Source organism: Cellulosimicrobium sp. EB106-03-01-XG111 (genome assembly GCF_058792115.1).
Map to the genome: position 1 here is coordinate 166,088 of NZ_JBYTEQ010000006.1, position 21,329 is coordinate 187,416.

At 74.8% G+C, this 21,329-nt stretch carries 23 protein-coding genes; 12 read left to right on the forward strand and 11 right to left on the reverse strand.

Going from position 1 to position 21,329, the window contains the following annotated elements; genetic code table 11:
• Nucleotides 1–804 (reverse strand): VTT domain-containing protein, encoded by an 804-nt coding sequence (locus AC3WT4_RS07835; protein ID WP_074805344.1) that lies wholly within the window; start codon nt 802–804, stop codon nt 1–3.
• Between the two features lie 97 nt (nt 805–901).
• Between AC3WT4_RS07835 and AC3WT4_RS07840 the strand changes: the two genes are divergently transcribed.
• Nucleotides 902–1,627: a TrmH family RNA methyltransferase gene (locus AC3WT4_RS07840; RefSeq protein WP_492315180.1), complete on the forward strand. Its 726-nt coding sequence runs from the start codon at nt 902–904 to the stop codon at nt 1,625–1,627.
• A 109-nt stretch (nt 1,628–1,736) separates the two neighbouring features.
• Nucleotides 1,737–2,759: a class II fructose-bisphosphate aldolase gene (gene fbaA, locus AC3WT4_RS07845; protein WP_074805350.1), complete on the forward strand. Its 1,023-nt coding sequence runs from the start codon at nt 1,737–1,739 to the stop codon at nt 2,757–2,759.
• Nucleotides 2,760–2,870: 111 nt separating this feature from the next.
• Here fbaA and AC3WT4_RS07850 read toward each other — a convergent pair whose 3' ends face one another.
• A complete protein-coding gene (locus AC3WT4_RS07850) occupies nt 2,871–3,296 on the reverse strand; it encodes an STAS domain-containing protein (RefSeq protein ID WP_425457988.1) in 426 nt (141 codons plus the stop codon).
• Between the two features lie 139 nt (nt 3,297–3,435).
• Here AC3WT4_RS07850 and AC3WT4_RS07855 point away from each other — a divergent pair, with 139 nt between their 5' ends.
• Nucleotides 3,436–5,655: a SpoIIE family protein phosphatase gene (locus tag AC3WT4_RS07855; RefSeq protein ID WP_257417086.1), complete on the forward strand. Its 2,220-nt coding sequence runs from the start codon at nt 3,436–3,438 to the stop codon at nt 5,653–5,655.
• Between the two features lie 15 nt (nt 5,656–5,670).
• On the opposite strand, the gene AC3WT4_RS07860 is transcribed toward AC3WT4_RS07855, so the two are convergent.
• Nucleotides 5,671–6,033, reverse strand: coding sequence for an STAS domain-containing protein (locus AC3WT4_RS07860; protein ID WP_043653881.1), 363 nt, complete (start codon nt 6,031–6,033; stop codon nt 5,671–5,673).
• Between the two features lie 72 nt (nt 6,034–6,105).
• A complete protein-coding gene (locus tag AC3WT4_RS07865) occupies nt 6,106–6,540 on the reverse strand; it encodes a DUF3151 domain-containing protein (protein ID WP_074805353.1) in 435 nt (144 codons plus the stop codon).
• A gap of 235 nt (nt 6,541–6,775) precedes the next feature.
• On the opposite strand from AC3WT4_RS07865, the gene AC3WT4_RS07870 reads away from it, so the two are divergent.
• Together AC3WT4_RS07870 and purD are read left to right on the forward strand one after the other, a co-directional pair.
• Nucleotides 6,776–8,062: an adenylosuccinate synthase gene (locus tag AC3WT4_RS07870; protein ID WP_021482868.1), complete on the forward strand. Its 1,287-nt coding sequence runs from the start codon at nt 6,776–6,778 to the stop codon at nt 8,060–8,062.
• Between the two features lie 73 nt (nt 8,063–8,135).
• Nucleotides 8,136–9,458: a phosphoribosylamine--glycine ligase gene (gene purD, locus AC3WT4_RS07875; protein WP_492315181.1), complete on the forward strand. Its 1,323-nt coding sequence runs from the start codon at nt 8,136–8,138 to the stop codon at nt 9,456–9,458.
• 21 nt (nt 9,459–9,479) lie between these two features.
• On the opposite strand, the gene AC3WT4_RS07880 is transcribed toward purD, so the two are convergent.
• Both AC3WT4_RS07880 and AC3WT4_RS07885 read right to left on the reverse strand, forming a co-directional pair.
• The gene (locus AC3WT4_RS07880) at nt 9,480–10,754 is read right to left on the reverse strand and encodes a S1 family peptidase (RefSeq protein WP_492315182.1); all 1,275 of its coding nucleotides are present in this window, start codon (nt 10,752–10,754) and stop codon (nt 9,480–9,482) included.
• Nucleotides 10,755–10,961: 207 nt separating this feature from the next.
• Nucleotides 10,962–12,467: an AAA family ATPase gene (locus AC3WT4_RS07885; protein WP_083384974.1), complete on the reverse strand. Its 1,506-nt coding sequence runs from the start codon at nt 12,465–12,467 to the stop codon at nt 10,962–10,964.
• A 96-nt stretch (nt 12,468–12,563) separates the two neighbouring features.
• Here AC3WT4_RS07885 and AC3WT4_RS07890 point away from each other — a divergent pair, with 96 nt between their 5' ends.
• A complete protein-coding gene (locus tag AC3WT4_RS07890) occupies nt 12,564–13,478 on the forward strand; it encodes a phosphoribosylaminoimidazolesuccinocarboxamide synthase (protein WP_492315214.1) in 915 nt (304 codons plus the stop codon).
• 3 nt (nt 13,479–13,481) lie between these two features.
• Here the strand turns inward: AC3WT4_RS07890 and AC3WT4_RS07895 are convergent, their stop codons facing one another.
• Nucleotides 13,482–13,847 carry an HNH endonuclease gene (locus AC3WT4_RS07895; protein ID WP_492315183.1) on the reverse strand — a complete coding sequence of 122 codons (366 nt, stop codon included), beginning with the start codon at nt 13,845–13,847 and terminating at the stop codon, nt 13,482–13,484.
• 176 nt (nt 13,848–14,023) lie between these two features.
• On the opposite strand from AC3WT4_RS07895, the gene AC3WT4_RS07900 reads away from it, so the two are divergent.
• The 6 genes from AC3WT4_RS07900 to AC3WT4_RS07925 all read left to right on the forward strand — a co-directional run bounded on the left by AC3WT4_RS07900 (nt 14,024) and on the right by AC3WT4_RS07925 (nt 17,715).
• Nucleotides 14,024–14,407 carry a PadR family transcriptional regulator gene (locus AC3WT4_RS07900; RefSeq protein WP_286186270.1) on the forward strand — a complete coding sequence of 128 codons (384 nt, stop codon included), beginning with the start codon at nt 14,024–14,026 and terminating at the stop codon, nt 14,405–14,407.
• Complete coding sequence (locus AC3WT4_RS07905; RefSeq protein ID WP_492315184.1) at nt 14,404–15,024, forward strand: hypothetical protein; 621 nt, start codon at nt 14,404–14,406, stop codon at nt 15,022–15,024. Before AC3WT4_RS07900 ends, AC3WT4_RS07905 begins: the two co-directional genes overlap by 4 nt.
• A 178-nt stretch (nt 15,025–15,202) precedes the next feature.
• Nucleotides 15,203–15,490 carry a phosphoribosylformylglycinamidine synthase subunit PurS gene (gene purS, locus AC3WT4_RS07910; RefSeq protein WP_021483374.1) on the forward strand — a complete coding sequence of 96 codons (288 nt, stop codon included), beginning with the start codon at nt 15,203–15,205 and terminating at the stop codon, nt 15,488–15,490.
• Nucleotides 15,490–16,209, forward strand: coding sequence for a phosphoribosylformylglycinamidine synthase subunit PurQ (purQ, locus tag AC3WT4_RS07915; protein WP_074805369.1), 720 nt, complete (start codon nt 15,490–15,492; stop codon nt 16,207–16,209). Before purS ends, purQ begins: the two co-directional genes overlap by 1 nt.
• On the forward strand, nt 16,206–17,342 hold the full coding sequence (locus AC3WT4_RS07920; protein ID WP_492315185.1) for a GNAT family N-acetyltransferase: 1,137 nt from the start codon (nt 16,206–16,208) through the stop codon (nt 17,340–17,342). The genes purQ and AC3WT4_RS07920 overlap by 4 nt, the downstream gene beginning before the upstream one ends.
• Before the next feature lie 58 nt (nt 17,343–17,400).
• Nucleotides 17,401–17,715 (forward strand): hypothetical protein, encoded by a 315-nt coding sequence (locus AC3WT4_RS07925; RefSeq protein WP_108050101.1) that lies wholly within the window; start codon nt 17,401–17,403, stop codon nt 17,713–17,715.
• Here AC3WT4_RS07925 and AC3WT4_RS07930 read toward each other — a convergent pair.
• From AC3WT4_RS07930 to AC3WT4_RS07945, 4 genes are all read right to left on the reverse strand, one after another.
• Complete coding sequence (locus AC3WT4_RS07930; protein ID WP_492315186.1) at nt 17,702–18,574, reverse strand: LLM class flavin-dependent oxidoreductase; 873 nt, start codon at nt 18,572–18,574, stop codon at nt 17,702–17,704. The genes AC3WT4_RS07925 and AC3WT4_RS07930 overlap by 14 nt on opposite strands.
• Nucleotides 18,575–18,603: 29 nt before the next feature.
• Nucleotides 18,604–19,623, reverse strand: coding sequence for an MBL fold metallo-hydrolase (locus AC3WT4_RS07935; RefSeq protein WP_492315187.1), 1,020 nt, complete (start codon nt 19,621–19,623; stop codon nt 18,604–18,606).
• Nucleotide 19,624: 1 nt separating this feature from the next.
• The gene (locus AC3WT4_RS07940; protein ID WP_074805849.1) at nt 19,625–20,113 is read right to left on the reverse strand and encodes a DUF7832 domain-containing protein; all 489 of its coding nucleotides are present in this window, start codon (nt 20,111–20,113) and stop codon (nt 19,625–19,627) included.
• A gap of 146 nt (nt 20,114–20,259) precedes the next feature.
• Entirely contained in the window at nt 20,260–21,312 is a 1,053-nt protein-coding gene (locus AC3WT4_RS07945; protein WP_108050107.1) for an LLM class flavin-dependent oxidoreductase, read from the reverse strand.
• Between the last annotated feature and the right edge of the window lie 17 nt (nt 21,313–21,329).

The window sequence follows — 21,329 nt, forward strand, 5'->3', positions numbered from 1 at the left end:
TCAGGCGTCCTTCCCGTCCGTGTCGGCCTGGCCGACGGCGGTCGCGTCCTCCGCGACCCCGTTCTGGTGGGCGTCGGCGGCGATCTGCGCCTCCAGCGCCGCGGCCCGCTTCTCCGCCCGCCGACCGCGCCAGACCTCGATGACCATGGGCAGCACGGACAGCAGGACGATGAGGAGCACGAGCGCCTCGATGTTCTCCTTGACGAACGTGATGTTCCCCAGGAGGTAGCCGAGCCACGTGAGGCCGACGGCCCAGAGCAGGGCGCCGAGCGCGTTGAACCCGACGAAGTGCCGGTAGTGCATCTTGCCGACGCCCGCCGCGACGGGGGCGTACGTGCGCACGATGGGCACGAACCGTGCGATGACGATCGTCCGGCCGCCGTACTTCTCGAAGTAGGCGTTCGTCTGGTCGATGTACTTGCGCTTGAAGAACCGGGAGTCGGGCCGGTCGAACACCTTGGGCCCGACGGTGCGTCCGATGAGGTACGCCGTCTGGTCGCCGAGGAACGCCGCGGCGAACAGCAGGACGAGCAGGACGGGCAGGCTGATCTGCAGCGACTCCTGCGCGACGAGCGCGCCCGCGGTGAAGAGCAGCGAGTCGCCGGGCAGGATCGGGAAGAGCAGGCCCGTCTCGATGAAGATGACGACGACGATCCCGACGAGCGCGGCGTCACCGAAGCGCTCGATGAGCGTCATCGGGTCCATCCAGTCCGGGCCCAGGGCGGCGACCGGTCCGGCGGCGCCGAGGCCCGCGGCGTGCGCGGCCCCCGGGAGGGCGGAGGCGAGCTCGGCGAGGGTGTTCACGGGTCACCAGCGTAGCCGGGCGGGGCCGCGCGGCCCGGCGGTCGGTGTGCACCCGCCGTGGAGATCCGGCGACGACGGACCTGCGGGTCCCGGCAGAATGTGCGCCATGGCGAGCAGCGCGGGGACGGCGGGACCGGGCGGGACGGCCGAGCGCGAGGTCGGCGTCGGCCCGTGGCCCGGCGGCCCGGAGGCGTGGCCCCGCGTCCCGGACCCCGCCGGACCGCCCGGGGCGACGCGGCTCGACCCCCGGTACGACCCCGAGCTGCTCGCGCACGGCGACCGCCGCAACGTCGTCGACGCCTACCGCTACTGGACGGTCGAGGCCGTCGTCGCCGACCTCGACGCGCGTCGTGACCCGGCCCGTCGGCTCCACGTCGCGATCGAGAACTGGGCGCACGACCTCAACATCGGCTCCGTCGTCCGCACCGCCAACGCGTTCAACGCGGCCGGGGTGCACGTCGTGGGGCGGCGACGCTGGAACCGCCGCGGCGCCATGGTCACGGACCGCTACCTGCACGTGCACCACCACGCGTCGGTGGAGGAGCTCGCGGGCTGGGCCGCGGGGGAGGGCCTGCCGCTCCTCGGGGTCGACAACGTCCCGGGGTCGGTGCCGATCGAGGGCTACGCGATGCCCGCGTCGTGCGTGCTGCTTCTCGGCCAGGAGTCAGCCGGGCTGACCCCCGAGGCGGTCGCGGCGTGCCGCGCGGTGCTCCACATCACGCAGCACGGGTCGACCCGCTCGATCAACGCCGGAGCCGCGGGCGCGATCGCGCTGCACGCGTGGGCGGAGCAGCACCTGGGGCCGGCCGGGCCGCCGAGGTAGAGGCGTGGTCATCGGGGGACCACAGGTCGAACGGCCCTGACCTCGCGCTGTCATCCATGCCAGACTTTGACCTGACAGTCCACCCCGCACGACTCCACAGGAGCTCCGCATGCCCATCGCAACCCCCGAGGTCTACGCCGAGATGATCGACCGGGCGAAGGCAGGCTCGTTCGCCTACCCGGCCGTCAACATCACCTCGTCGCAGACGATCACCGCCGCGCTCCAGGGCTTTGCCGAGGCCGAGTCCGACGGCATCATCCAGGTCTCCGTGGGCGGCGCCGAGTACGGCTCGGGTTCGACGGTCAAGGACCGCATCGCCGGTTCGCTCGCCCTCGCGGCGTACGCGCGCGAGGTCGCGAAGAACTACCCGGTGCAGATCGCGATCCACACCGACCACTGCGTCAAGAAGAACCTCGACTCCTGGGTCCGCCCCCTCCTGGCCATCGAGGCCGAGCAGGTGAAGAACGGCGGCCTGCCGACGTTCCAGTCGCACATGTACGACGGCTCGGACGTCCCGCTGGACGAGAACCTCACCATCGCGGCCGAGCTGCTCGAGCTCTCGCAGGCGGCGCGCACGATCCTCGAGATCGAGGTCGGCGTCGTCGGTGGCGAGGAGGACGGCCACGAGGCCGAGATCAACGAGAAGCTCTACACGACGGTCGAGGACGGCCTCGCGACGATCGAGGCGCTCGGCACGGGCGAGAAGGGCCGCTACCTGACGGCCCTCACGTTCGGCAACGTGCACGGCGTGTACAAGCCGGGTGCGGTCAAGCTCCGCCCGGAGATCCTCAAGGAGATCCAGGAGGCCGTCGGCGCGAAGGTCGGCAAGGAGAACCCGTTCGACCTGGTCTTCCACGGCGGCTCCGGTTCCACGGCCGAGGAGATCTCGGCGGCGGTCGACTTCGGCGTCATCAAGATGAACATCGACACCGACACGCAGTACGCGTTCACGCGCCCCGTCGTCGGCCACATGTTCTCGAACTACGACGGCGTCCTGAAGGTCGACGGCGAGGTCGGCAACAAGAAGGCCTACGACCCGCGCGCCTGGGGCAAGCTGGCCGAGGCCGGCATGGCCGCGCGCATCATCGAGGCGTCGCAGCAGCTGCGCTCGGCGGGCAACAAGATCCGCTGACGCCGCACGGCCCGGCGCTCGCTCCGGGCCCGCGTCGCACGAAGGCCCCCGGTCCGTGAGGACCGGGGGCCTTCGTCGTGCTGCGGCCGCGGGCGGGCGCGGCCGCGGGCGTCAGTCGGTGCTGCCCGCGCCGTTGCCGGGGGGCTCGTCGAGGTCGAAGCCGGGGTCCACGTCGACGATGTCGAGCAGCTCCCCGATCCGGGTCACCTCGAGCAGGAACCGCACCGTGGGCGGGGCACGGAGGACGCGCACGCGGTGCGGGCCGCGTGACGCGAGGCGGGCGAGGAACGCCACGCCCGACGAGTCCATGAAGGTCACGTGGTGGGCGTCGATCTCGACGGGCAGGCCGGAGTCCTCCGCCGCGGCGGTCGCCTCCTGGAGGTCGGCGCCGAGGTCGGCGTCGATCTCGCCCGAGAGCACGATGCGTGCTCGCGTCGTGCCCACGATGACGTGCACGCTCGCGGGGTCGCCCGCTCCTGCGGGGTCGCCGGCGACGCCGACCGGACGGTCTGCGGCCGGGGGTGTACCTTCGCGCACCGGCGCTCCTCTCTGGCGTGGTCCGGACCGGTTCCGGTCTCGGGAAGCACCAATCTACGGTTGAATGTCCAGTCGGGACAGTAACGCGACCGTGGCGTCCGTTTCCAGACGATCGACGCTCGGACCGTCGGAGGTGACGATGGGCAGCTCGCCGGGGCTCGGCACCGACCTGCCCGCGCACGTCCAGGAGCTGTGCACGCGCGCGATGGACGCGACCGGGGTCGCGATGTTCGTCACGGGCCCACGATCGTCGGAGATGTCGATCGTCTGGGTCAACCGCGCGTTCGAGCGACAGACCGGGTTCACCGCCGCGGAGGTCCTGGGCCGCAGTCCTCAGGTCCTCGAGTCGCTCCTCGCGAACCCCGTCGACGCGCAGCAGCTCCGCTCCGCCGTGGCCGACGAGCGCGAGCTCACCTACACGGTGCGCACCTTCCGTCGCGACGGGGTGGCGGTGTGGACGCAGCTCTCGCTCGCGCCCCTCACGGGCCCGGACGGCACGGTGACCCACTGGGTCGGAGCGCAGGTCGACGTCTCCGAGCACCTCGAGCGGTACGCGGCCCAGGTCGCGTCGCTCGCGCTCGAGCGCCGCGAGCGCGCGGTGCTCGACGTCGTCTCCCGCAGCTCCGACCTCCTCGCGGACCTCGACCAGCCGTACGCGCTGCGTGACATCACGGCGCTGCTCGCCGGGTACGTCGTCGACTGGGCGGGCTTCTACCTCAACGACGACGGCCTGCGGTACGCGGAGGGCGTCGACACGGCGGCGCCACCGAGCGGGCGCGGCCAGCGGCACGGCCGCTACACGCCCGGCGTCCTGCCCCTGGCCCCCGGCGCGCACACGACCGACGCGCTCGGCGACTCGGCGGCCGTCACCGGCTCGGTGCCGCGCGTCCGGGTGGACGTGCCCGACCGCGTCCAGGACGTGCTCGACGGGCGCATCGAGGGCCCGGTGACGCTCGACCTGTCCGCCACCTACCCGCAGTGGTCCGCCTCGGGCTGGCTCCAGCGCGACCTCCACCACCGGCTCTCCGGTCTCGCGCGGCCGCCGGGGTCCGTGACGGTGTCCGCCGTCCCCGGGCGGCGGCGCATCCTCGGCCTGCTCGTCACGGGTGACCTTCCCGACACCCCGCCGCAGGGGTTCGGCACGGACGCGGAGGCCCGCGAGGGCGTGCGCACGCTGCTGCAGGTCATCGCCCGCCGGGCCGGGACCGCGATCGACAACGTGCGCCTCTACGCGCGCGAGCACCGGCTCGCCGAGACCCTCCAGCGCGCGATGCTCCCCGAGCAGGCCGACGTCACGGGCCTCGACGTGTGGACGTACTACGCGCCGAACTCCGAGCACGCCCAGGTGGGCGGTGACTGGTACGACGTCCTGCAGATCGCGCCGGACGTCGTCGGCCTCGTCATCGGCGACGTCGTGGGGCACGACGTCGAGGCGGCGGCCGCCATGGGCCAGCTCCGCTCGGTGGTGCGCTCGTACGCGTACGAGCTCACGACGCCGGGCCCCGTGCTCGAGCGCGTCGACCAGCTCGTCCAGGGCATGCGCATCCCGCGGTCCGCGAGCCTCGTGTACGCGGCGCTCACGCAGCCGGACGCCGCGGAGCCCGAGGACGCGTGGCGGATCGAGTACTCGCGCGCCGGCCACCTGCCCCCGCTCCTGCTGCGCGACGGCACCGTGACGCAGCTCGACGACGCCGGGGGAGCGCTCGTCGGCTTCGGTGGCCGCAGCCGCTCGACGGGCGTCGCGACGCTCCTGCCGGGCGACACGCTCGTGTTCTACACCGACGGCCTCATCGAGCGCCGCGACCGCGCCCTGCGGGTCGGCCTGGAGGCGCTCGTGGCGGCGTCCGAGGCGGTCACGGCCGTCGACGCCGCGGGCGTGGGCGAGGAGCTCCTGTCGCGCCTGGCCGACGCCCCCGAGGACGACGTCGCGCTCGTCGTCGTGCGCATCCCCGACCCGCAGCGGGACGCGTCCGCGGTCGTGCTGAGCCCGCGCAGCCGTCGCTGGCTCCTGCCGAGCGAGCCAGCGTCCATCGGGCGCGCGCGGCACGCCGTCGTGCGCACGTGCCAGGCGTGGGGCGTGCGGGAGAGCGCGAACGCGGAGCTCGTCGTCTCCGAGCTCGTCGCGAACGGCGTGCTGCACGGGTGGGGCCACCTCGCGCTGCGCCTGTTCGACACGGGCGACGGGATCCGCGTCGAGGTCGAGGACTCCAACCCGGCGCCGCCCGTCCCGACGGACGGCCACCCGAACCGCATGGGCGGCTTCGGCATGCAGATCGTCGAGCGGCTCGCCGACTGGGGATGGCGCCCGACGGCGTCGGGCAAGCTCGTGTGGGCGACCCTGCGGCCCTCGGGGCGGTAGGGCGGCCCGACGGCGTCAGGCCGGGGGCTCGACCTTGGCGAAGCCGGACGGCGGCGTCGCGGGCTCGCAGCGGTGGTCGTTGTCGATGCGGAACAGCTCGAGCGCTCCGCACACCTCGAGGACGAACAGGTCCCGGTCGTCGCAGCCGCGCAGCACCGTCGCACCGCCGCGCTTGCGACCGGCGTCGGCGAGCGAGATGAGGAACGCCGCGCCGGTGGAGTCCATGAACGTCACGCGGCACATGTCGATGACGAGGAGCTGACGGCGCAGCCCGACGACGCGTGCCGCGATCTCCGGGAACTGGTCGCGCTCGGCGAGATCGAGGTCTCCGGCGATGACGAGGGTCGTCGTCGCGGGGGACGTGGCGATCTCGATCATGCCCACGACTCTAGACGCCGCCCGGGTGCGTCGCGCGCCCACCCGGTGCTCGCCGGGCGGACGCGCGGCCGGTCAGCGCAGCGCACGCACCTCGTCGGCCGAGGTCCCGGCGTCACGCAGGAACTGCTCGCAGCGCTCCGCCTCCTCGACCTCGCCGAGGTACGCGGCGCACTCGGCGAGGGCCAGGAGCGCCCGCAGGAAGCCCTGGTTCGGCACGTGGTCGGCCGGGATCGGGCCCTGGCCACGCCAGCCGGCGCGCCGCAGCGAGTCCAGGCCCCGGTGGTAGCCGGTGCGCGCGAACGCGTAGGCCGTCACCGCGCCGCGCGAGCCGTTCTCGTGGAGGAAGTCCTCGGCGAGGTAGGCCCACGCGAGCGAGCTCGCGGGCGAGCGGCCCGCGATCTCGTACGGGTCGCCGTCGGCCGCGATGGCGTCGCGGACGTGCGCGTAGTCGTCGGGGAGGCGGACCGGTGCGGGGCCGCCGAGGAGGTTGGCGTGCGTGTCGCTCATGAGGCCATTCTGCCCATCCCGGGCGTGACGCGGTCGATAGACGTCTCGAAGGTCAATTTCCGTCATCCGACCGGTAAACTCGGCGCCGGTCCCCGGGTCTCTGCCGCCCGGGTGACGCCTCGGGCCCGCGGGCCCGGCGCCGTCGGGCACCCCGTGCCCGCTCCGCTCCGGACGCCGGTGCGCGCCCACGACCATGACCGGCCCGAGGAACAGGCAGTGCGAAAGTGGGGATTCCATGCCAGGCGTGGTGCTCGTCGGTGCCCAGTGGGGCGATGAGGGCAAGGGCAAGGCGACCGACCTCCTCGGGTCCCGGGTCGACTACGTGGTCAAGTTCAACGGCGGCAACAACGCCGGCCACACGGTCGTCATCGGGGACGAGAAGTACGCGCTCCACCTGCTGCCGTCGGGCATCCTGTCCCCGGGGGTCACGCCGGTCATCGCGAACGGTGTCGTCGTCGACATCGAGGTGCTGTTCCAGGAGCTCGACGACCTGATCTCGCGCGGCGTCGACGTCTCGCGCCTGCTCGTCTCGGGCTCCGCGCACGTCATCGCCGGCTACCACCGCACGATCGACAAGGTGAGCGAGCGGTTCCTCGGCAAGCGTCGCATCGGCACGACGGGCCGCGGCATCGGGCCGGCGTACGCGGACAAGATCAACCGCGTCGGCATCCGCATCTGGGACCTGTTCGACGAGAAGATCCTCGCGGAGAAGATCGAGGGCTCGCTCGACCAGAAGAACCACCTGCTGGTGAAGGTCTACAACCGCCGCGCCATCACGGTGGACGAGACCGTGGCCGAGCTGCTGCAGTACGCCGACCGGCTCAAGCCGATGGTCGCGGACACGGCGCTCGAGCTGAACAAGGCGCTCGACGCGGGCAAGAACGTCCTCTTCGAGGGCGGGCAGGCCACGATGCTCGACGTCGACCACGGGACGTACCCGTTCGTCACGTCGTCCAACGCGACCGCGGGCGGCGCGCTCACGGGCTCGGGCGTCGGACCGACGCGCATCAGCTCCGTGATCGGCGTCATCAAGGCGTACACGACGCGCGTGGGCGAGGGCCCGTTCCCGACCGAGCTGTTCGACGCGAACGGCGAGTACCTGCTCAAGCAGGGCGGCGAGTACGGCGTCACGACGGGTCGCGCGCGCCGCTGCGGCTGGTACGACTCGGTCATCGCTCGCTACGCGACCCGCGTCAACGGCATCACCGACATGGTGCTCACCAAGCTCGACATCCTCACCGGCTTCGAGAAGGTGCCGGTCTGCGTCGCGTACGACGTCGACGGCGTCCGGTACGACGAGATGCCGCTCGACCAGACGGCGTTCCACCACGCGAAGCCGATCTACGAGGAGCTCGACGGCTGGTGGGAGGACATCTCCGGCGCCCGCACGTTCGACGACCTGCCGGTCAACGCGCAGCGCTACGTGCACGCGCTGGAGGAGATGTCGGGCACGCGGATCTCCGCGATCGGCGTCGGCCCGAGCCGCGACGCGATCATCCCGCGCCACGACCTCATCCACTGAGCCGGCGACGCCAGCCGACCACGGCCCGGACGCCCCGCGGGGCGTCCGGGCCGTCTCGGTAGACTCGGCGCCCGTGAAGATCCTCGTCGTCGGGACCGGTGCCCGCGAGCACGCCATCGTCCACGCCCTCGCGCACGAGGCCGACCGCCCGGGCGCGGAGCGCCACGAGCTGCACGCCGCCCCGGGGAACCCGGGCATCGGGGACCTCGCGACGCTGCACGCGGTGGACCAGAACGACGGCGCCGCGGTGGCCGCGCTCGCGACGGACCTGGGCGTCGAACTCGTCGTCGTCGGCCCGGAGGCGCCGCTCGTCGCCGGCGTCGGGGACGCGGTGCGCGAGGCCGGCGTCCCCGTGTTCGGGCCGAGCGCCGAGGCCGCGCGGCTCGAGGGGTCCAAGGCGTTCGCGAAGGACGTCATGGCCGCCGCGTCGGTCCCCACGGCGCTCGCGCACGTGTGCACCGACGTCGACGAGGTCGCGGCCGCCGTCGACGCGTTCGGCGCGCCCTACGTCATCAAGGACGACGGCCTGGCCGCGGGCAAGGGCGTCGTCGTCACGGAGGACCGCCAGGCCGCGCTCGAGCACGCCGCCGCGTGCTTCGCGACGCCCCGCCGCGCGGCGGACGGCACGCCCGAGGACCCGTGCGTCGTCGTCGAGGAGTACCTCGACGGTCCCGAGGTCTCCCTCTTCTGCGTGAGCGACGGCGCGACGGTCGTGCCGCTCGCGCCCGCCCAGGACTTCAAGCGTGCGTTCGACGCCGACGCGGGCCCGAACACGGGCGGCATGGGCGCGTACAGCCCGCTGCCGTGGGCGCCCGACGGCCTGGTGGAGGAGGTCGTCACGCGCGTCGCGCAGCCGACGATCGACGAGATGGCGCGGCGCGGCACCCCGTTCGTCGGCGTGCTCTACGTGGGCCTCGCGCTGACGAGCCGCGGCACGCGCGTCGTCGAGTTCAACGCGCGCTTCGGCGACCCGGAGACGCAGTCCGTGCTCACGCGCCTCGCGACGCCGCTGTCCGCGGTCATGCTCGCGGCGGCCCAGGGGCGGCTCGCCGAGGTCGGCCCGCTGCGCTGGCACGACGACGCGTCGGTCACCGTCGTCGTCGCGGCGCACGGCTACCCGGGCGCCGTCCGCGGCGGCGACCCGATCACGGGGATCGAGGCGGCGGAGGACGTCGAGGGCGTCCACGTGCTGCACGCCGGGACCGCGCGCACGGACGACGGCGACCTCGTCGCCGCGGGCGGGCGCGTGCTCTCGGTCGTAGCGCGCGGCGCGGACCTCGCCGAGGCCCGCCGTCGCGCGTACGCGGCGGTCGACCGCATCGTGCTCCCCGGCTCGCACCACCGCGACGACATCGCGGCCCGCGCTGCCGCGGGCGAGGTCACGCCCGCGGGCTGACGGCGCGTCCGGCGACCGTCGCTACCGGCGGAACCAGGGGTCTCGGTTCACCGTCCCCGACAACCCCGCGAGGGCGCTGCCCGCCGTGCCCTTCGTCGTGACGAGCGACAGGCCGTAGGCGGACAGGATCGGGTTGACGGGCTGGTAGACGAACGAGCCGCCGTTGGAGCAGTCCTTGACGCGCCCCGACGTGACGCCCTGCGCCTGGTCGCCCGAGACGACCGAGCCGCCCGAGTCGCCGCCCTCCGCGCACGCGCTGCCGCGCGCGAGGCCGGAGACGGTGCCGGTGCCGTAGTTGACGGTGATGTTCTTCTGCTCGATGACGCCGCAGCGCCAGCCGGTCGTGGCACCCGAGCGGCACACCGACGCTCCCACGGGCGCCTCGGCCGAGCCGGCGACGTCGACCGTGCCGCCCGCGTAGTCGTTCACCCGCGGGACGGGCGAGAACCCGGCGTCGACGCGCGCCCACGCGTAGTCGTGGCCGGGGAACGACGCCGCCTGGACCGTGCCCATCCGCGCCCAGCTCGCGGTGAGCACCTCCTTGCCCGCCGCGCCGCAGTGCCCCGCCGTGACGAACCCGCCCTGGACGGCGAAGCCGATCGAGCACGCCGACCCGGACCACCCGCCGGGGTCCCGGGAGATGTAGCGGTCCCCGCCGCGCACGTCCGCCGCCGGCTCGTACGGCGCGTCGACGACCTCGGTGCGCACCGCGGACCCGTCGGTCCCCGACGCCTCGACGAACGCCTCCGCGGCCGCGGGGTCGAGCGACTCGACGACGACCTCGTTCGTGGTGACGTCCACGTACCAGGCCTGGACGGCGTCGGGCGTCCTGGTCGTCTCGAGCTGCGCCGCGACGTCGTCGAGCTCGGCCCGGCTCCGGTCCACGACGAGGGCCGTGGCGCCGGCCGCCTCCACGTCCGCGACGGCTGCGGGGTCGGTCACGGCGACGACGGGCGTCCCTGCCTCGGCGTCGACCCACGTCCCGGCGTACACGGCACCGAGCTCGCCGCTCAGCGTGCGTTCGACCGTGGCGGTCGCGGCGTCGAGCGCGAGCCGGTCGTCGACCTCCGTGGGGTCGAGCCCGAGGTCGAGCTCGAGCGCGCGCAGCTGCCCCTCCGGCAGGCTGCCGGAACCGCGGTCCGTCGCCGGTGCCGTCGTGCGCCCGGGGGCCGTGCCGGGCACGGACAGGGAGACGCTCTCCGTCGGCGGCGCGCTCGCCCGCGCGGTCTCGGCGAGGCCCGCGCTCGCGACGAGCACCACCAGCCCTGCCGCTAGTGCTGTCCTGGGGTGGTGCATCGGTGCGTCCTCCGTTCCGGTGACGGCCGCTGCCGTCGGCGCAGCCGGGACGAGACGTGCGCACGCGGGAGGCGTTCCGGAGCGGGCGCCCGACGGCGGGGGAGCGTGCCCACGGTCGTCCTCTCGGGACACTAGCCGCGGGCGGGAGGATCGGCGCGGGCTGGCGGTCCGCCCCGCCCCGACGCCCCCGAGGACGGCCGTCGCCGGTCAGGGCTCGAGCGACCCCTCGTCGAGGAGGTCCGGCGACGAGCCGAGCAGCGAGCGCGTGATGCGCTCGGCGTCGGCGGTCATCTCGTGCACGGCGGACCGGAGGTCCTCGTCGCCCACGTCGTGCCCGGCCTCGACCGCGCGCAGCACGGCCCGCCGGACCACCTCCTTGACGAAGGAGGCGGTCACGCCGTCCGTGCGGTCGGCGGCGTCGGCGAGCGCTCCGGAGGTGAACGGCAGGTCGCCGCGGTAGAGCTCGAACAGCCGCAGCCGTGCCGACGCGTCCGGCAGCGGGATCTCGACCGCGAGGTCGACCCGGCCGGGCCGCTGCGCGAGCGCACGCTCCAGGAGGTCGGCGCGGTTCGTCGTCAGGACGAACGCGACGTCGGAGTCGCTGCCGAGGCCGTCCATGGCGTCCAGCACCTCGAACAGCAGCGGCTGCGGGCCGTCGTGGAACGAGCGGTCCTCGGCGATGAGGTCGCAGTCCTCGAGCACGATGATCGCGGGCTGCAGCGCGCGGGCCGTCTCGGCGGCGAGCCGGACGAGCCGCAGCGCACCGCCCGCGAGGACGATGACCGTCGTGCCCGGGCTCTCGCCGACCAGGTGGCGGACGGTGTGCGTCTTGCCGGTCCCGGGCGGGCCGTAGAGCAGGACGCCGCGCTTGAGGTGCTGGCCCGCCGCGAGGAGCTCCGTGCGGTGCCGCGCGACGCCGAGCACCTGGCGCTCGATCCTGCTCAGCGTGCCGTCCGGGAGCACGACGTCCGTCGCCGGGACCCGGTCCCGGGGCAGGAACGTCATGCCGCCGGCCTGCGCGCCGTAGTCCGACGCCGTGAACGTCACGACCTGGCCGCGCAGCACGCTGTGCTCGACCATCGCGGCCCGGAGCTCCGCGAGGAGGGACAGGGCGGCGTCCTCCTCGGGGCACATGACCTCGACGCTGCCCTCGTTGCCGTGCCGCGGGTTCGCCGCGCGCTGCAGGAGCGCGACGGGCGTGCCCGCGTACGCGAAGAGGTGGAGCCCGAAGGAGACGGTGCGGCGCTCGCTCTCGGGGCCCGTCGCCGCACGCGCGTAGTCGACCGCACCGACGGGGAACTGACGCCACAGGGCGGAGTGCTCGACGATCTCGGAGAACGACGTGTGCATCCGCTGCTCGCCACCGCCGACGCCCACGACCCGTCCGCCGCCGTGACGCGTGACGACGGCCTCGATCGCGACGTCCGCGTCGACGCTGCGCAGCGTCGACACCGTCTCGGTGACGACCGCGATCGCGCGCGGGTCGGAGCCCAGGTGCTCGCGCAGCACGTCCGCGACGGACGGCCCGGCGTCCACCCGCTGCCTCTGCGCCTGCTCGTTGGCCGTCTCCATGAAGGCCGAGAACGTCGCGAGGAAGTCGCGCACCCGCGGGTCGTCCGTCGCGCGCCCCGCGTCGTCACCGTCCTCGGGCGGGGCGGGGGACGGGCCGGAGTCGGTTCCGGAGGTGGACGCGGGGCCGGGTGCGAATCGCATGGTGCGACACTAGGGGCCGTGACCTCCACCCCGCAGGACCCCGGCTCCGCGCTCTCGCTCGGCGAGGCCGACGCCCTCGACACCGCCGCGCTCGACCTGCCCGGCTGGACGCACGCGTACTCGGGCAAGGTGCGCGACCTGTACGTCCCGGACCTGCCTGCCGTGGGGGGCGTGCACCCCCTGGGCGACGTCGTGCTCGTCGTCGCGAGCGACCGGGTCAGCGCCTACGACCACGTGCTGTCGCCCGGCATCCCGGACAAGGGCGTGGTGCTCACGCAGCTCAGCCTGTGGTGGTTCGAGCAGCTCGCGGACCTCGTGCCGAACCACGTCGTCTCGACCGCGGTCTCGGCGGTGCCGGGTGACGGCCTCGTGCCCGACGTCGTCGCCGGCCGCGCGATGATCTGCCGTCGCCTCGACATGTTCCCCGTCGAGTGCGTGGTGCGCGGGTACCTGACGGGCTCCGGCCTCGTGGAGTACCGCGCAGGCAGAGAGGTGTGCGGCGTGCCGCTGCCCGACGGCCTCGTCGACGGGTCGCGCCTGCCCGAGCCGATCTTCACGCCCGCGACGAAGGCGGCGGTGGGCGAGCACGACGAGAACGTCTCGTTCGACGTCGTGGCCGAGCAGATCGGTCTCGACGACGCCACGCGCCTGCGCGACCTCACGCTCGCCGTGTATGCGCGCGCCGAGGAGATCGCGCGCGATCGCGGCGTGATCCTCGCGGACACCAAGCTCGAGTTCGGCGTGGACCCGGCGACCGGGGAGACCGTGCTCGGCGACGAGGTGCTCACGCCCGACTCGTCGCGCTTCTGGCCCGCGGACCAGTGGGAGCCGGGCCGCGCGCAGCCGAGCTTCGACAAGCAGTTCGTGCGCGACTGGCTCACGTCGCCCGCCTCGGGCTGGGACCGCGCCGCGGACACCCCGCCGCCGTCGATCCCGGCCGAGGTCGTCACGCGCACCCGCGCGCGCTACCTCGAGGCGTACGAGCGGCTCACCGGCTCGACGCTGGCCTGACCCTCACGCGGTCCGGAGGGTGCCGGGCCGGAGGTAGGTGTGGCCGCTCGGCGCGGTCCACCGGACCGACCCGTCGGCGAGCAGCGCCGGGCGCCAGCCGTCGCGCGCGCGGACGACCCGGTGGTGGCGGCACAGCGCGACGAGGTTGTCGGCCTCGTGCGCGGACCCCGCGTCGTCGTCCGTGCCTGTGCCTGTGCCTGAGCCCGGCCGCGGGGCGACGACGTGGTCGAGGTCGCAGCGGAACGCCGGCACGCGACAGCCCGGGAAGACGCACGTCCCGTCGCGCGCGAGGACCCGCGCCACGGTCGCCGGCGCAGGCCGCGAGCGGCGGCGCTCGGTCGTCGGGACGGGTGCTGCCGGTGCGTCCATGGTGAGCCTCCGTGCGTCGTCGGGCCAGGTTCGTGCGAGGGCGGGGAAGGGGCAGGACCCCGCCCTCGCACCGTGCCCGAGCGTGCGTCTCGAACACGTGTTCGAGAGTAGCGGCACCCTCTGACACACGCGTCGAGCGGTTGCGCACATAGGTCGTCGGGCGATATATATCGAGCATGGTTTCCTCAGCCCCGTTCCGGATGACGGAGCAGGCGTACCTCGTGCTCCTCGCCCTCAGCGGCGAGGCGCTCCACGGCTACGCCGTCATCCGGTCGGTGCGCGAGCTCTCCGACGGGCGCACACGTCTCGGCGCGGGCACCCTCTACGGGAACCTCGACCGCCTCGTCGCGGCCGGGCTCGTCGAGCCGACGGGCGAGGAGGTCGTCGACGGCCGGCTGCGTCGCTACTACCGCGCGACCGACGACGGGCGCCGCGCCGCCCGCGCCGAGACCCTCCGCCTCGCCGAGCTCGCCGAGCGCGCGCGCCGGTCGCTCTCCCGCGGTGCCGGTCGAGGTGCCGGTCGAGGTGCCGCCGACGGGCTCGCGGGGAGCGGCGCGTGAGCCGGCGACGGGCCGGCGCCGACGGCGCGCATCCCGGCCGCCCCGCGCGCGGGTCGCGCGGCGCGGACCGGTACGAGCGGTCGGCGCGGTTCTGGCTGCGCGCCTACCCCCGGCGCTGGCGCGACCAGCACGCCGAGGAGGCGCTCGCCGTGCTGCTCGACCTGGCGCCCGAGCCGGACGACGGCGCCGCTCCCCGCGGCATCAGCGCGCGCGAGGCGTGGGGCCTCGTGCGCGCGGGGTGGGCGCTGCGGTGGCGCGAGCACCCGCCGCTCGGGCGCTGGCTGCTCTACCGGTCGCTCGACCTGCGGCTCCCCGCGCGGTACTGGTGGTGGGTCGCCGACGACATCCACGGGGCGCTGTACCCCTGGCGCGTCACCCTGGGCAGCCTGGGGACCGCGCTGGCGGTGTTCTACGGGTGGCCCGTCCTGGGCCATGCGCTGTTCTCGTACGACGTCACCCGTCCGGACCTCTGGATGGGCGTCCTGTGGTGCGCGGCTGCGCTCGTGAGCGGGTTCCTGTTCCGCCGGTCCCACGTCGACCGGGCCTGGCGCAAGCACGTGCTCGACGGCAACATCCCCGTCGACTCCCCGGACCGCCGTCGCACCGCGGGCGGCTGAGCGCGCCCGCTCACCGTGCGGACGCCCGTCCGGACGCGTGCGTACGCCCGCTAGACTGGGCGCGGAATCCCGCCGTCGGCTCCCGCTCGTCCCGTCCTCCCGGGCGTCCTCGACGCCCGTGACGTGGCCGGGATCCCGGAGCCCCGGCCCTCCCGAACACTCTCGCCAAGGAGCCCCCGTGGGACGCGTCGTCGTCGAGGTCATGCCCAAGCCCGAGATCCTGGACCCGCAGGGCAAGGCCGTCGTCGGGGCGCTGCCGCGCCTCGGCTTCACCCAGTTCACGTCCGTCCGCCAGGGCAAGCGGTTCGAGCTCGAGGTCGAGGGGCCCGTGACGCCGGAGGTCCTCGCCGCTGCCGAGGAGGCCGCGGTGAAGCTCCTGTCGAACCCCGTCATCGAGGACGTCGTGCGCGTCGCGGACATCGAGACGGACGCCGCCGCGACGATCACGTCGCAGGGTCTCGCCTGATGTCCACCGCGGCTCTCGCGACGGCCACGGTCGGCGTCGTCACCTTCCCCGGCACGCTCGACGACCGCGACGCCGCGCGCGCGGTGCGCCTCGCGGGCGGCGAGGCCGTGTCGCTCTGGCACGCGGACGCCGACCTGCACGGCGTGGACGCGGTCGTCCTGCCCGGCGGCTTCTCCTACGGCGACTACCTGCGCGCGGGCGCGATCAGCCGCTTCGCGCCGGTCATGGAGTCGGTCGTCGACGCCGCGAAGGGCGGCATGCCCGTGCTCGGCATCTGCAACGGCTTCCAGATCCTCACCGAGGCGCACCTGCTCCCGGGCTCGATGGTCAAGAACGACCACCTGCACTTCGTGTGCCGCGAGCAGGTCCTCGTGGTCGAGAACGCCGACACCGCCTGGACGCGCGACTACACGGCCGGCCAGCGCATCACGATCCCGCTGAAGAACCAGGACGGGCAGTTCGTCGCCGACGAGCGGACGCTCGACGAGCTCGAGGCCGAGGGGCGCGTCGTCTTCCGCTACGACGGCTGGAACCCCAACGGGTCGCGCCGCGGCATCGCGGGCATCACGAACGCGGCGGGCAACGTCGTCGGGCTCATGCCCCACCCCGAGCACGCCGTCGAGCCCGGCTTCGGCCCTGCCGCCGCGGCCGGCCCGCGCGCCGGCACCGACGGCCTCGGGTTCTTCACGTCGGTCCTGGGCGCGCTCGTCCGCGCGTGACGCTCCCGCGCGTCCTGCCCGACGGCGTCGGGCGCCCCGGGACCGGGGCCGTCACCGTGGCGACGGTCCCGGCGGACGACGCCGCGGCCGAGCGGCTGCGGTCGCGACAGCAGGCGGAGCTCGCCGTGCGCTACGGCGAGCCCGACGCCGGCACGTTCACCCCCGAGGCGGCGCTCGCGAACGTCGTGGTCCGGGACGACGGCGAACCGGTCGCGTTCGTCGCGCTGCGCGACGTCTCCGGCACGCCGGACGGACGCGGCGGCGCGCACCCGGCGCGGACCGGCGAGGTGAAGCGCCTGTACGTCGAGCCCGCCCACCGGGGCCGCGGGCACGCCCGCACCGCGATGCGCGCGCTGCACGAGCGCGCGGTCGCGGCGGGCCTCGACCGGCTCGTGCTCGAGACGGGAACGCTCCAGCCAGAGTCCGTCGACCTCTACCTCTCGCTCGGCTACGTGCCGATCGAGTCGTACGGCCACTACGCCGGGCAGCCGCTCTCGCGCTGCTTCGCGCTCGACCTGCGCGCGTCGCGCGCCGCCGCGCCGGAGGCCACCGGACCGCGGACCGCCGCGCCGGACACCGCCGGACCGCCGGGAGCCGGACGGGAGATCGGCGCCGCGCAGGGCAGCCCGGTCGTCGGAGCCGTCGAGCTCCGTGCCGTCCCGTGGGACGACCCCGACGCGACCGCGCTGCGCCGCGAGATGCACGAGACGTCGTCGGCCGTCCTGTACCCGGAGCTCTTCGGTGGCCTCGACTCCGCCGGGGGCTTCGACGCCGTCGACACGCGCCTGGGCACGGACGTCGTGCTGACCCTCGTGGCGTACCGGGACGGCGCGGCGCTCGGGTGCGCGTCGCTGCGACGGCCCGAGCCCGGCGCGCCGCAGGACGCGCTCGAGGTGAAGAAGGTGTTCGTGCGCGAGAGCGCGCGCCGCACGGGGACCGCGCGTCGGCTCCTCGACGGGCTGGAGACGGCGGCGCGTGAGCGCGGGGTCTCCACGCTCTTGCTCGAGACGGGCATCCGCCAGCCCGGCGCCATCGCGCTCTACCGCTCGCTCGGCTTCCGTGCCGTCGTGCACTTCCCGCCCTACGACCGCGACAACCACGTCGCGCTGTGCTTCGCCAAGCCGCTGACCTGAGGCGATGCGCCGCCGTGCCGCATATGACCGCGCTGTCCGGTTCCGCTAGGGTGGACCGGTGATCCCCCTCGCGTCCGGCGCCCACTCCGTGGCCTCCGTCGTCCTCGAGCTGCTCGGGTGGGTCTCCGCAGCCGTGACGCGCGTGCCCGGACGGATCGGCGCGCTCGCGGCGGAAGTGCGCGAGACCGCGGCGGGCTGGGGCCTCCCGGTCGGCGAGGTGACTGACCTCTACGCCGACTTCCCCGTCCGCCTCGCGCTCGCCGTCGGCGCCGTCGCGCTGGTCTGCGCGGTGGTCGCCCTCGTCCACGGCCTGCGCCAGCGGCCCGGCGCCGCGGACCGCGAAGGCGACACCGGGCGCGTCACCGGGAGCTGAGCAGCGGCGCGACCTCGTGCCCGAGGAAGCGCACGAACGCCTCGACGTCGGGCTCGTCCGCGGTCGGCTGGACCGCCACGGCCGTCGCGCCCGCCTCCGCGAGAGCCAGGACGCCCGCCGCGACCGCCCGGGCGTCGCCTGCGGCACCGATGCCACGACCAGGCTCCGCGCCCCATACCGGCAGCTCGCGGTCGAGCCGTGCCTGCGCGTCCGGTCCCGTCGCGGCGATGAGCGTCGCGTGGACGTCGAACCGCTGGCCCGCGCCGCCCTCGCGCGCGACGTCCGCCGCGCTCCGCACGTCCTCGGGGGTCAGCGCGTTCGTGAGGATGAGGCCGTCGCCGAGCTCGCCGGCCAGCGCGAGCGTCCGCGGTCCGGACCCGCCCAGCCACAGCGGGACGGGCTCCGTCGGAGGCCAGTCGAGCCGGACGGCGTCGAGCGTGACGTACCGGCCGTCCGTCGTGACCTCCTCGCCCGCGAGCAGACGGCGCAGCGCCGTCGCGTGCTCGCGCAGGAGCGTCAGGGGAGACGCGACGCGCACCCCCGCCTGTCCCATCCACTCCTGGACGCCGTGCCCGACCCCCGCGACGAGTCGGCCGGGGAACATCCGCGCGAGCGTCGCCACCTCCATCGCCGTGATCGCCGTGCTGCGCAGCGGGGCGGGCATGAGCCCGATGCCGACGCGCACGCGGTCCGTCCACGCGAGGGCCGCGGCGGCCGAGGCGAGACCCGACTGCTTGAAGCAGTCCTCCCACACCCAGAGGTCGTCGAGACCGGCGTCCTCCGCGGTCGTCGCGAGCCGCCGCAGGCTCTCCGGCGCGTGGGTGGGCACGAACGCGATACCGAGCCGTGGTGTCGTCATCCCGTCATCGTGCACCGTGGCACCGACAGTCAGCCGTCGCGGCTCGGGGTGCCGGGCGTGTCGTCGGCTGCGCCCGCTCCGGTGTCGGCGATCGTGCCGGTGCCGGTGCCGGTGCCGGTGCCGGTGCCGGTGCCGGTGCCGGCGAGGAACGCGAGCTGCGCGGCGACGGACTGCCGGGCGGCTCCTCGCACCGCGGGGTCGACGTCGGCATAGACCCGCGCGACCACCTGGTCGAACGCGTCCTGGGCGTCCGGGGCCAGGCCGAGCGTGGTCAGCACGTCCCGCACCTGGGCGAGACGCTCGTGGCGGTGCTCCCGGTACGCGCGCACGCGCGCCGCGAGGTCGTCGACGACCGGTCCGTGGCCGGGGAGGCCGGTCGCCGGGCCCGGAGTGCCCGCCACGGCCTCGAGCGCGTCGAGGCTCGCGAGGTAGGCGCCGAGCGACCCGTCGGGCGTCGCGATCACCGTCGTCCCCGTCCCGAGCACCGTGTCGCCCGTGAGGACCGTCGGGCCCGACGGCGTCCGCGCGCCCTCGTGCGCCGCGGTGCCGGAACCCGCGGTGCCGGAACCCGCGGTGCCGGAGCCCGCCAGGCCCGGGTCCGCCGTGCGGCGGGTGGGGTCGTCGGTCGGGGCGACCGGGCCGTCGTCGGGCAGGACGAGACAGACTGAGTCGGCGGTGTGCCCGGGCGTGGCGAGGACCACGACCCGCAGACCCGCGGCCTCGATCACCTCGCCGTCGCGCAGCGGCGCGCCGCCGTGGCAGTGGTCCGGGTCGGCCGCCCGCACCGGGGCGCCGGTGCGCGCGCGCAGCCCGGGGGACCCGGCCGTGTGGTCGGCGTGGCGGTGGGTCACGAGCACGAGCTCGACCGGCCCGGCGGCGGCGAGCGCGTCGAGGTGGGCCGCGTCGTCCGGCCCGGGGTCCACGACGACGCACGACGCCGAGCCCGGCGCGCGCAGCACGTACGACCGCGTGCCGTCGAGCGTCATGGGGCCGGGGTTGTCCGCGCGCAGGACGGCGGCGAGGCGCGTGACGGGCGTCGGGACGCTCATGTCACGCGCGGTGCCGCAGGACCGCGGGGCGGCCCTCGTCGTCCCACTGGGAGAACCGCGCGTCGATCAGCGGCGCGACGAGCTCGTACGTCTCCCACGTGTCCGGGACGCGGTACACGTCCTCCGGCTCCCCGTCGCCGGGGCTCACGGCGTCCACGTAGTCCTCGAGGTACAGGCCGCCGTCGTCCTCGTCCTCGTCGTCGCCCGCGTAGTAGGCGCTCGCGAACGCGGCGCCGACGTCGTCGAGGTCGACGTCGACGAGCTTGCCGTCGCACGACTCGTGCACGAACGCGCCCGGCGTGGTGGTGCGCTCGCGCAGCGCGGCGAGCTCGTCCTCGGAGTCCTCCTCGAGCTCCGGGGACACGTGCCCCGCGAGCGCCGCCCACGCGAGGAACATGCCGATGTGCGTCGCTCCCGCCTCGGGACCGGCCTCGGGCGGGTAGCCCTCGCCGTCGAAGTGCCAGGACGCGTCGTCGTACTTCGTGGTCATGCGCGCGACGCTACCGCCTCCCACCGACGCCACCATGCGCCTGCCACCACGTCGACCTCGACCACGACCTCGCTCCGTGTCGAGCACGACCTTGCGGTCGTGAGGGGGCGCTCAGCGACAGCACGCTCGTGCTCGGCGGTTCCGGGTCAGGCGGCGAGCTCTCCCGCGAGGAGCTCGAGCGTGCGCGCGCGGCCCGGCGTCGCGTCGAGCGCCTCGTCCGTGCGGGACGCGGCGACGGGCACGACCATGACCTCGTCCACGCCGTGGCGCTCGGCGAGCCGACGGACCTCGGCCGCCGCGGCGTCGGGCGTCCCGACGGCCCAGCGGCGCAGGCTGTCCTCGACCATCTGCCCGGCCGCGCCGTCGAGTGGCGCGGCCTGCGCCTCCTCGACGGTCTCCAGCGCGGTGAGCGCCTGCCCGGTGCGCAGGCGCGCCATCATGCGCGCCTGGGGGAGCGCCCGGGCGCGCGCCTCGTCGTCGGTCTCCGCGACGACGGCGTTGAGGGTGAGGAACGTGCGGGGCTCGGGGAAGGCCTCGCTCGGGCGGTAGCCCTCGCGGTAGAGGGCGAGGATCTCGTCGACGCCCTGGCCCGAGAAGTGGTTCGCGAACACGTACGGCAGGCCCAGCTCGGCGGCGAGGCGCGCGGAGTAGTCGCTCGACCCGAGCAGCCAGACCGTCGGGGTGCCGTCCGCGGCGGGCGTCGCGTGCACGTCGTAGACCTGCCCGCTCGTGAGGCGCAGCGTCGCGCCCTGCGGGCTCATGAGCGCGAGGATGTCTGTCACGTGCTGGGGGAAGCGGTCGACGTCGGCCGTCGGGCCGGTGATGCGCAGGAGCTGGGTGACCACCGGGTCCGATCCGGGTGCGCGGCCGAGGCCGAGGTCGACCCGCCCGGGGGCGATCGCCTCGAGCGCGGCGAACTGCTCGGCCACGACGAGCGGCGCGTGGTTGGGCAGCATGACGCCGCCCGAGCCGACGCGGATCCGGTCCGTCACCGACGCCGCCGCGGCGATCATCACGGGCGGGGTCGAGGCCGCGACCGCGGGCATGTTGTGGTGCTCGGCGAACCAGTAGCGCTCGAAGCCGAGCCGGTCGGCGAGGCGCACGAGGTCGAGCGACGCTCGCACCGCCTGGGTGCTGGACTGGCCCGAGCGGACGGGCACGAGGTCGAGGACGGACAGGCGGGGGGTCTGGGTGCTCACCCTGGTGCCAACCGGCC

Excerpts from the sequence above, each read along its gene's own strand:
- AC3WT4_RS07880 (WP_492315182.1), bottom strand. The coding sequence starts at position 10,754 with ATGCACCACCCCAGGACAGCACTAGCGGCAGGGCTGGTGGTGCTCGTC.
- fbaA (WP_074805350.1), top strand. The coding sequence starts at position 1,737 with ATGCCCATCGCAACCCCCGAGGTCTACGCCGAGATGATCGACCGGGCG.
- AC3WT4_RS07865 (WP_074805353.1), bottom strand. The coding sequence starts at position 6,540 with ATGAGCGACACGCACGCCAACCTCCTCGGCGGCCCCGCACCGGTCCGC.
- AC3WT4_RS07885 (WP_083384974.1), bottom strand. The coding sequence starts at position 12,467 with ATGCGATTCGCACCCGGCCCCGCGTCCACCTCCGGAACCGACTCCGGC.
- purQ (WP_074805369.1), top strand. The coding sequence starts at position 15,490 with ATGTCCACCGCGGCTCTCGCGACGGCCACGGTCGGCGTCGTCACCTTC.
- AC3WT4_RS07935 (WP_492315187.1), bottom strand. The coding sequence starts at position 19,623 with ATGAGCGTCCCGACGCCCGTCACGCGCCTCGCCGCCGTCCTGCGCGCG.
- AC3WT4_RS07860 (WP_043653881.1), bottom strand. The coding sequence starts at position 6,033 with ATGATCGAGATCGCCACGTCCCCCGCGACGACGACCCTCGTCATCGCC.
- AC3WT4_RS07895 (WP_492315183.1), bottom strand. The coding sequence starts at position 13,847 with ATGGACGCACCGGCAGCACCCGTCCCGACGACCGAGCGCCGCCGCTCG.
- AC3WT4_RS07900 (WP_286186270.1), top strand. The coding sequence starts at position 14,024 with ATGGTTTCCTCAGCCCCGTTCCGGATGACGGAGCAGGCGTACCTCGTG.
- AC3WT4_RS07930 (WP_492315186.1), bottom strand. The coding sequence starts at position 18,574 with ATGACGACACCACGGCTCGGTATCGCGTTCGTGCCCACCCACGCGCCG.
- AC3WT4_RS07870 (WP_021482868.1), top strand. The coding sequence starts at position 6,776 with ATGCCAGGCGTGGTGCTCGTCGGTGCCCAGTGGGGCGATGAGGGCAAG.
- AC3WT4_RS07940 (WP_074805849.1), bottom strand. The coding sequence starts at position 20,113 with ATGACCACGAAGTACGACGACGCGTCCTGGCACTTCGACGGCGAGGGC.
- AC3WT4_RS07855 (WP_257417086.1), top strand. The coding sequence starts at position 3,436 with ATGGGCAGCTCGCCGGGGCTCGGCACCGACCTGCCCGCGCACGTCCAG.
- AC3WT4_RS07840 (WP_492315180.1), top strand. The coding sequence starts at position 902 with ATGTGCGCCATGGCGAGCAGCGCGGGGACGGCGGGACCGGGCGGGACG.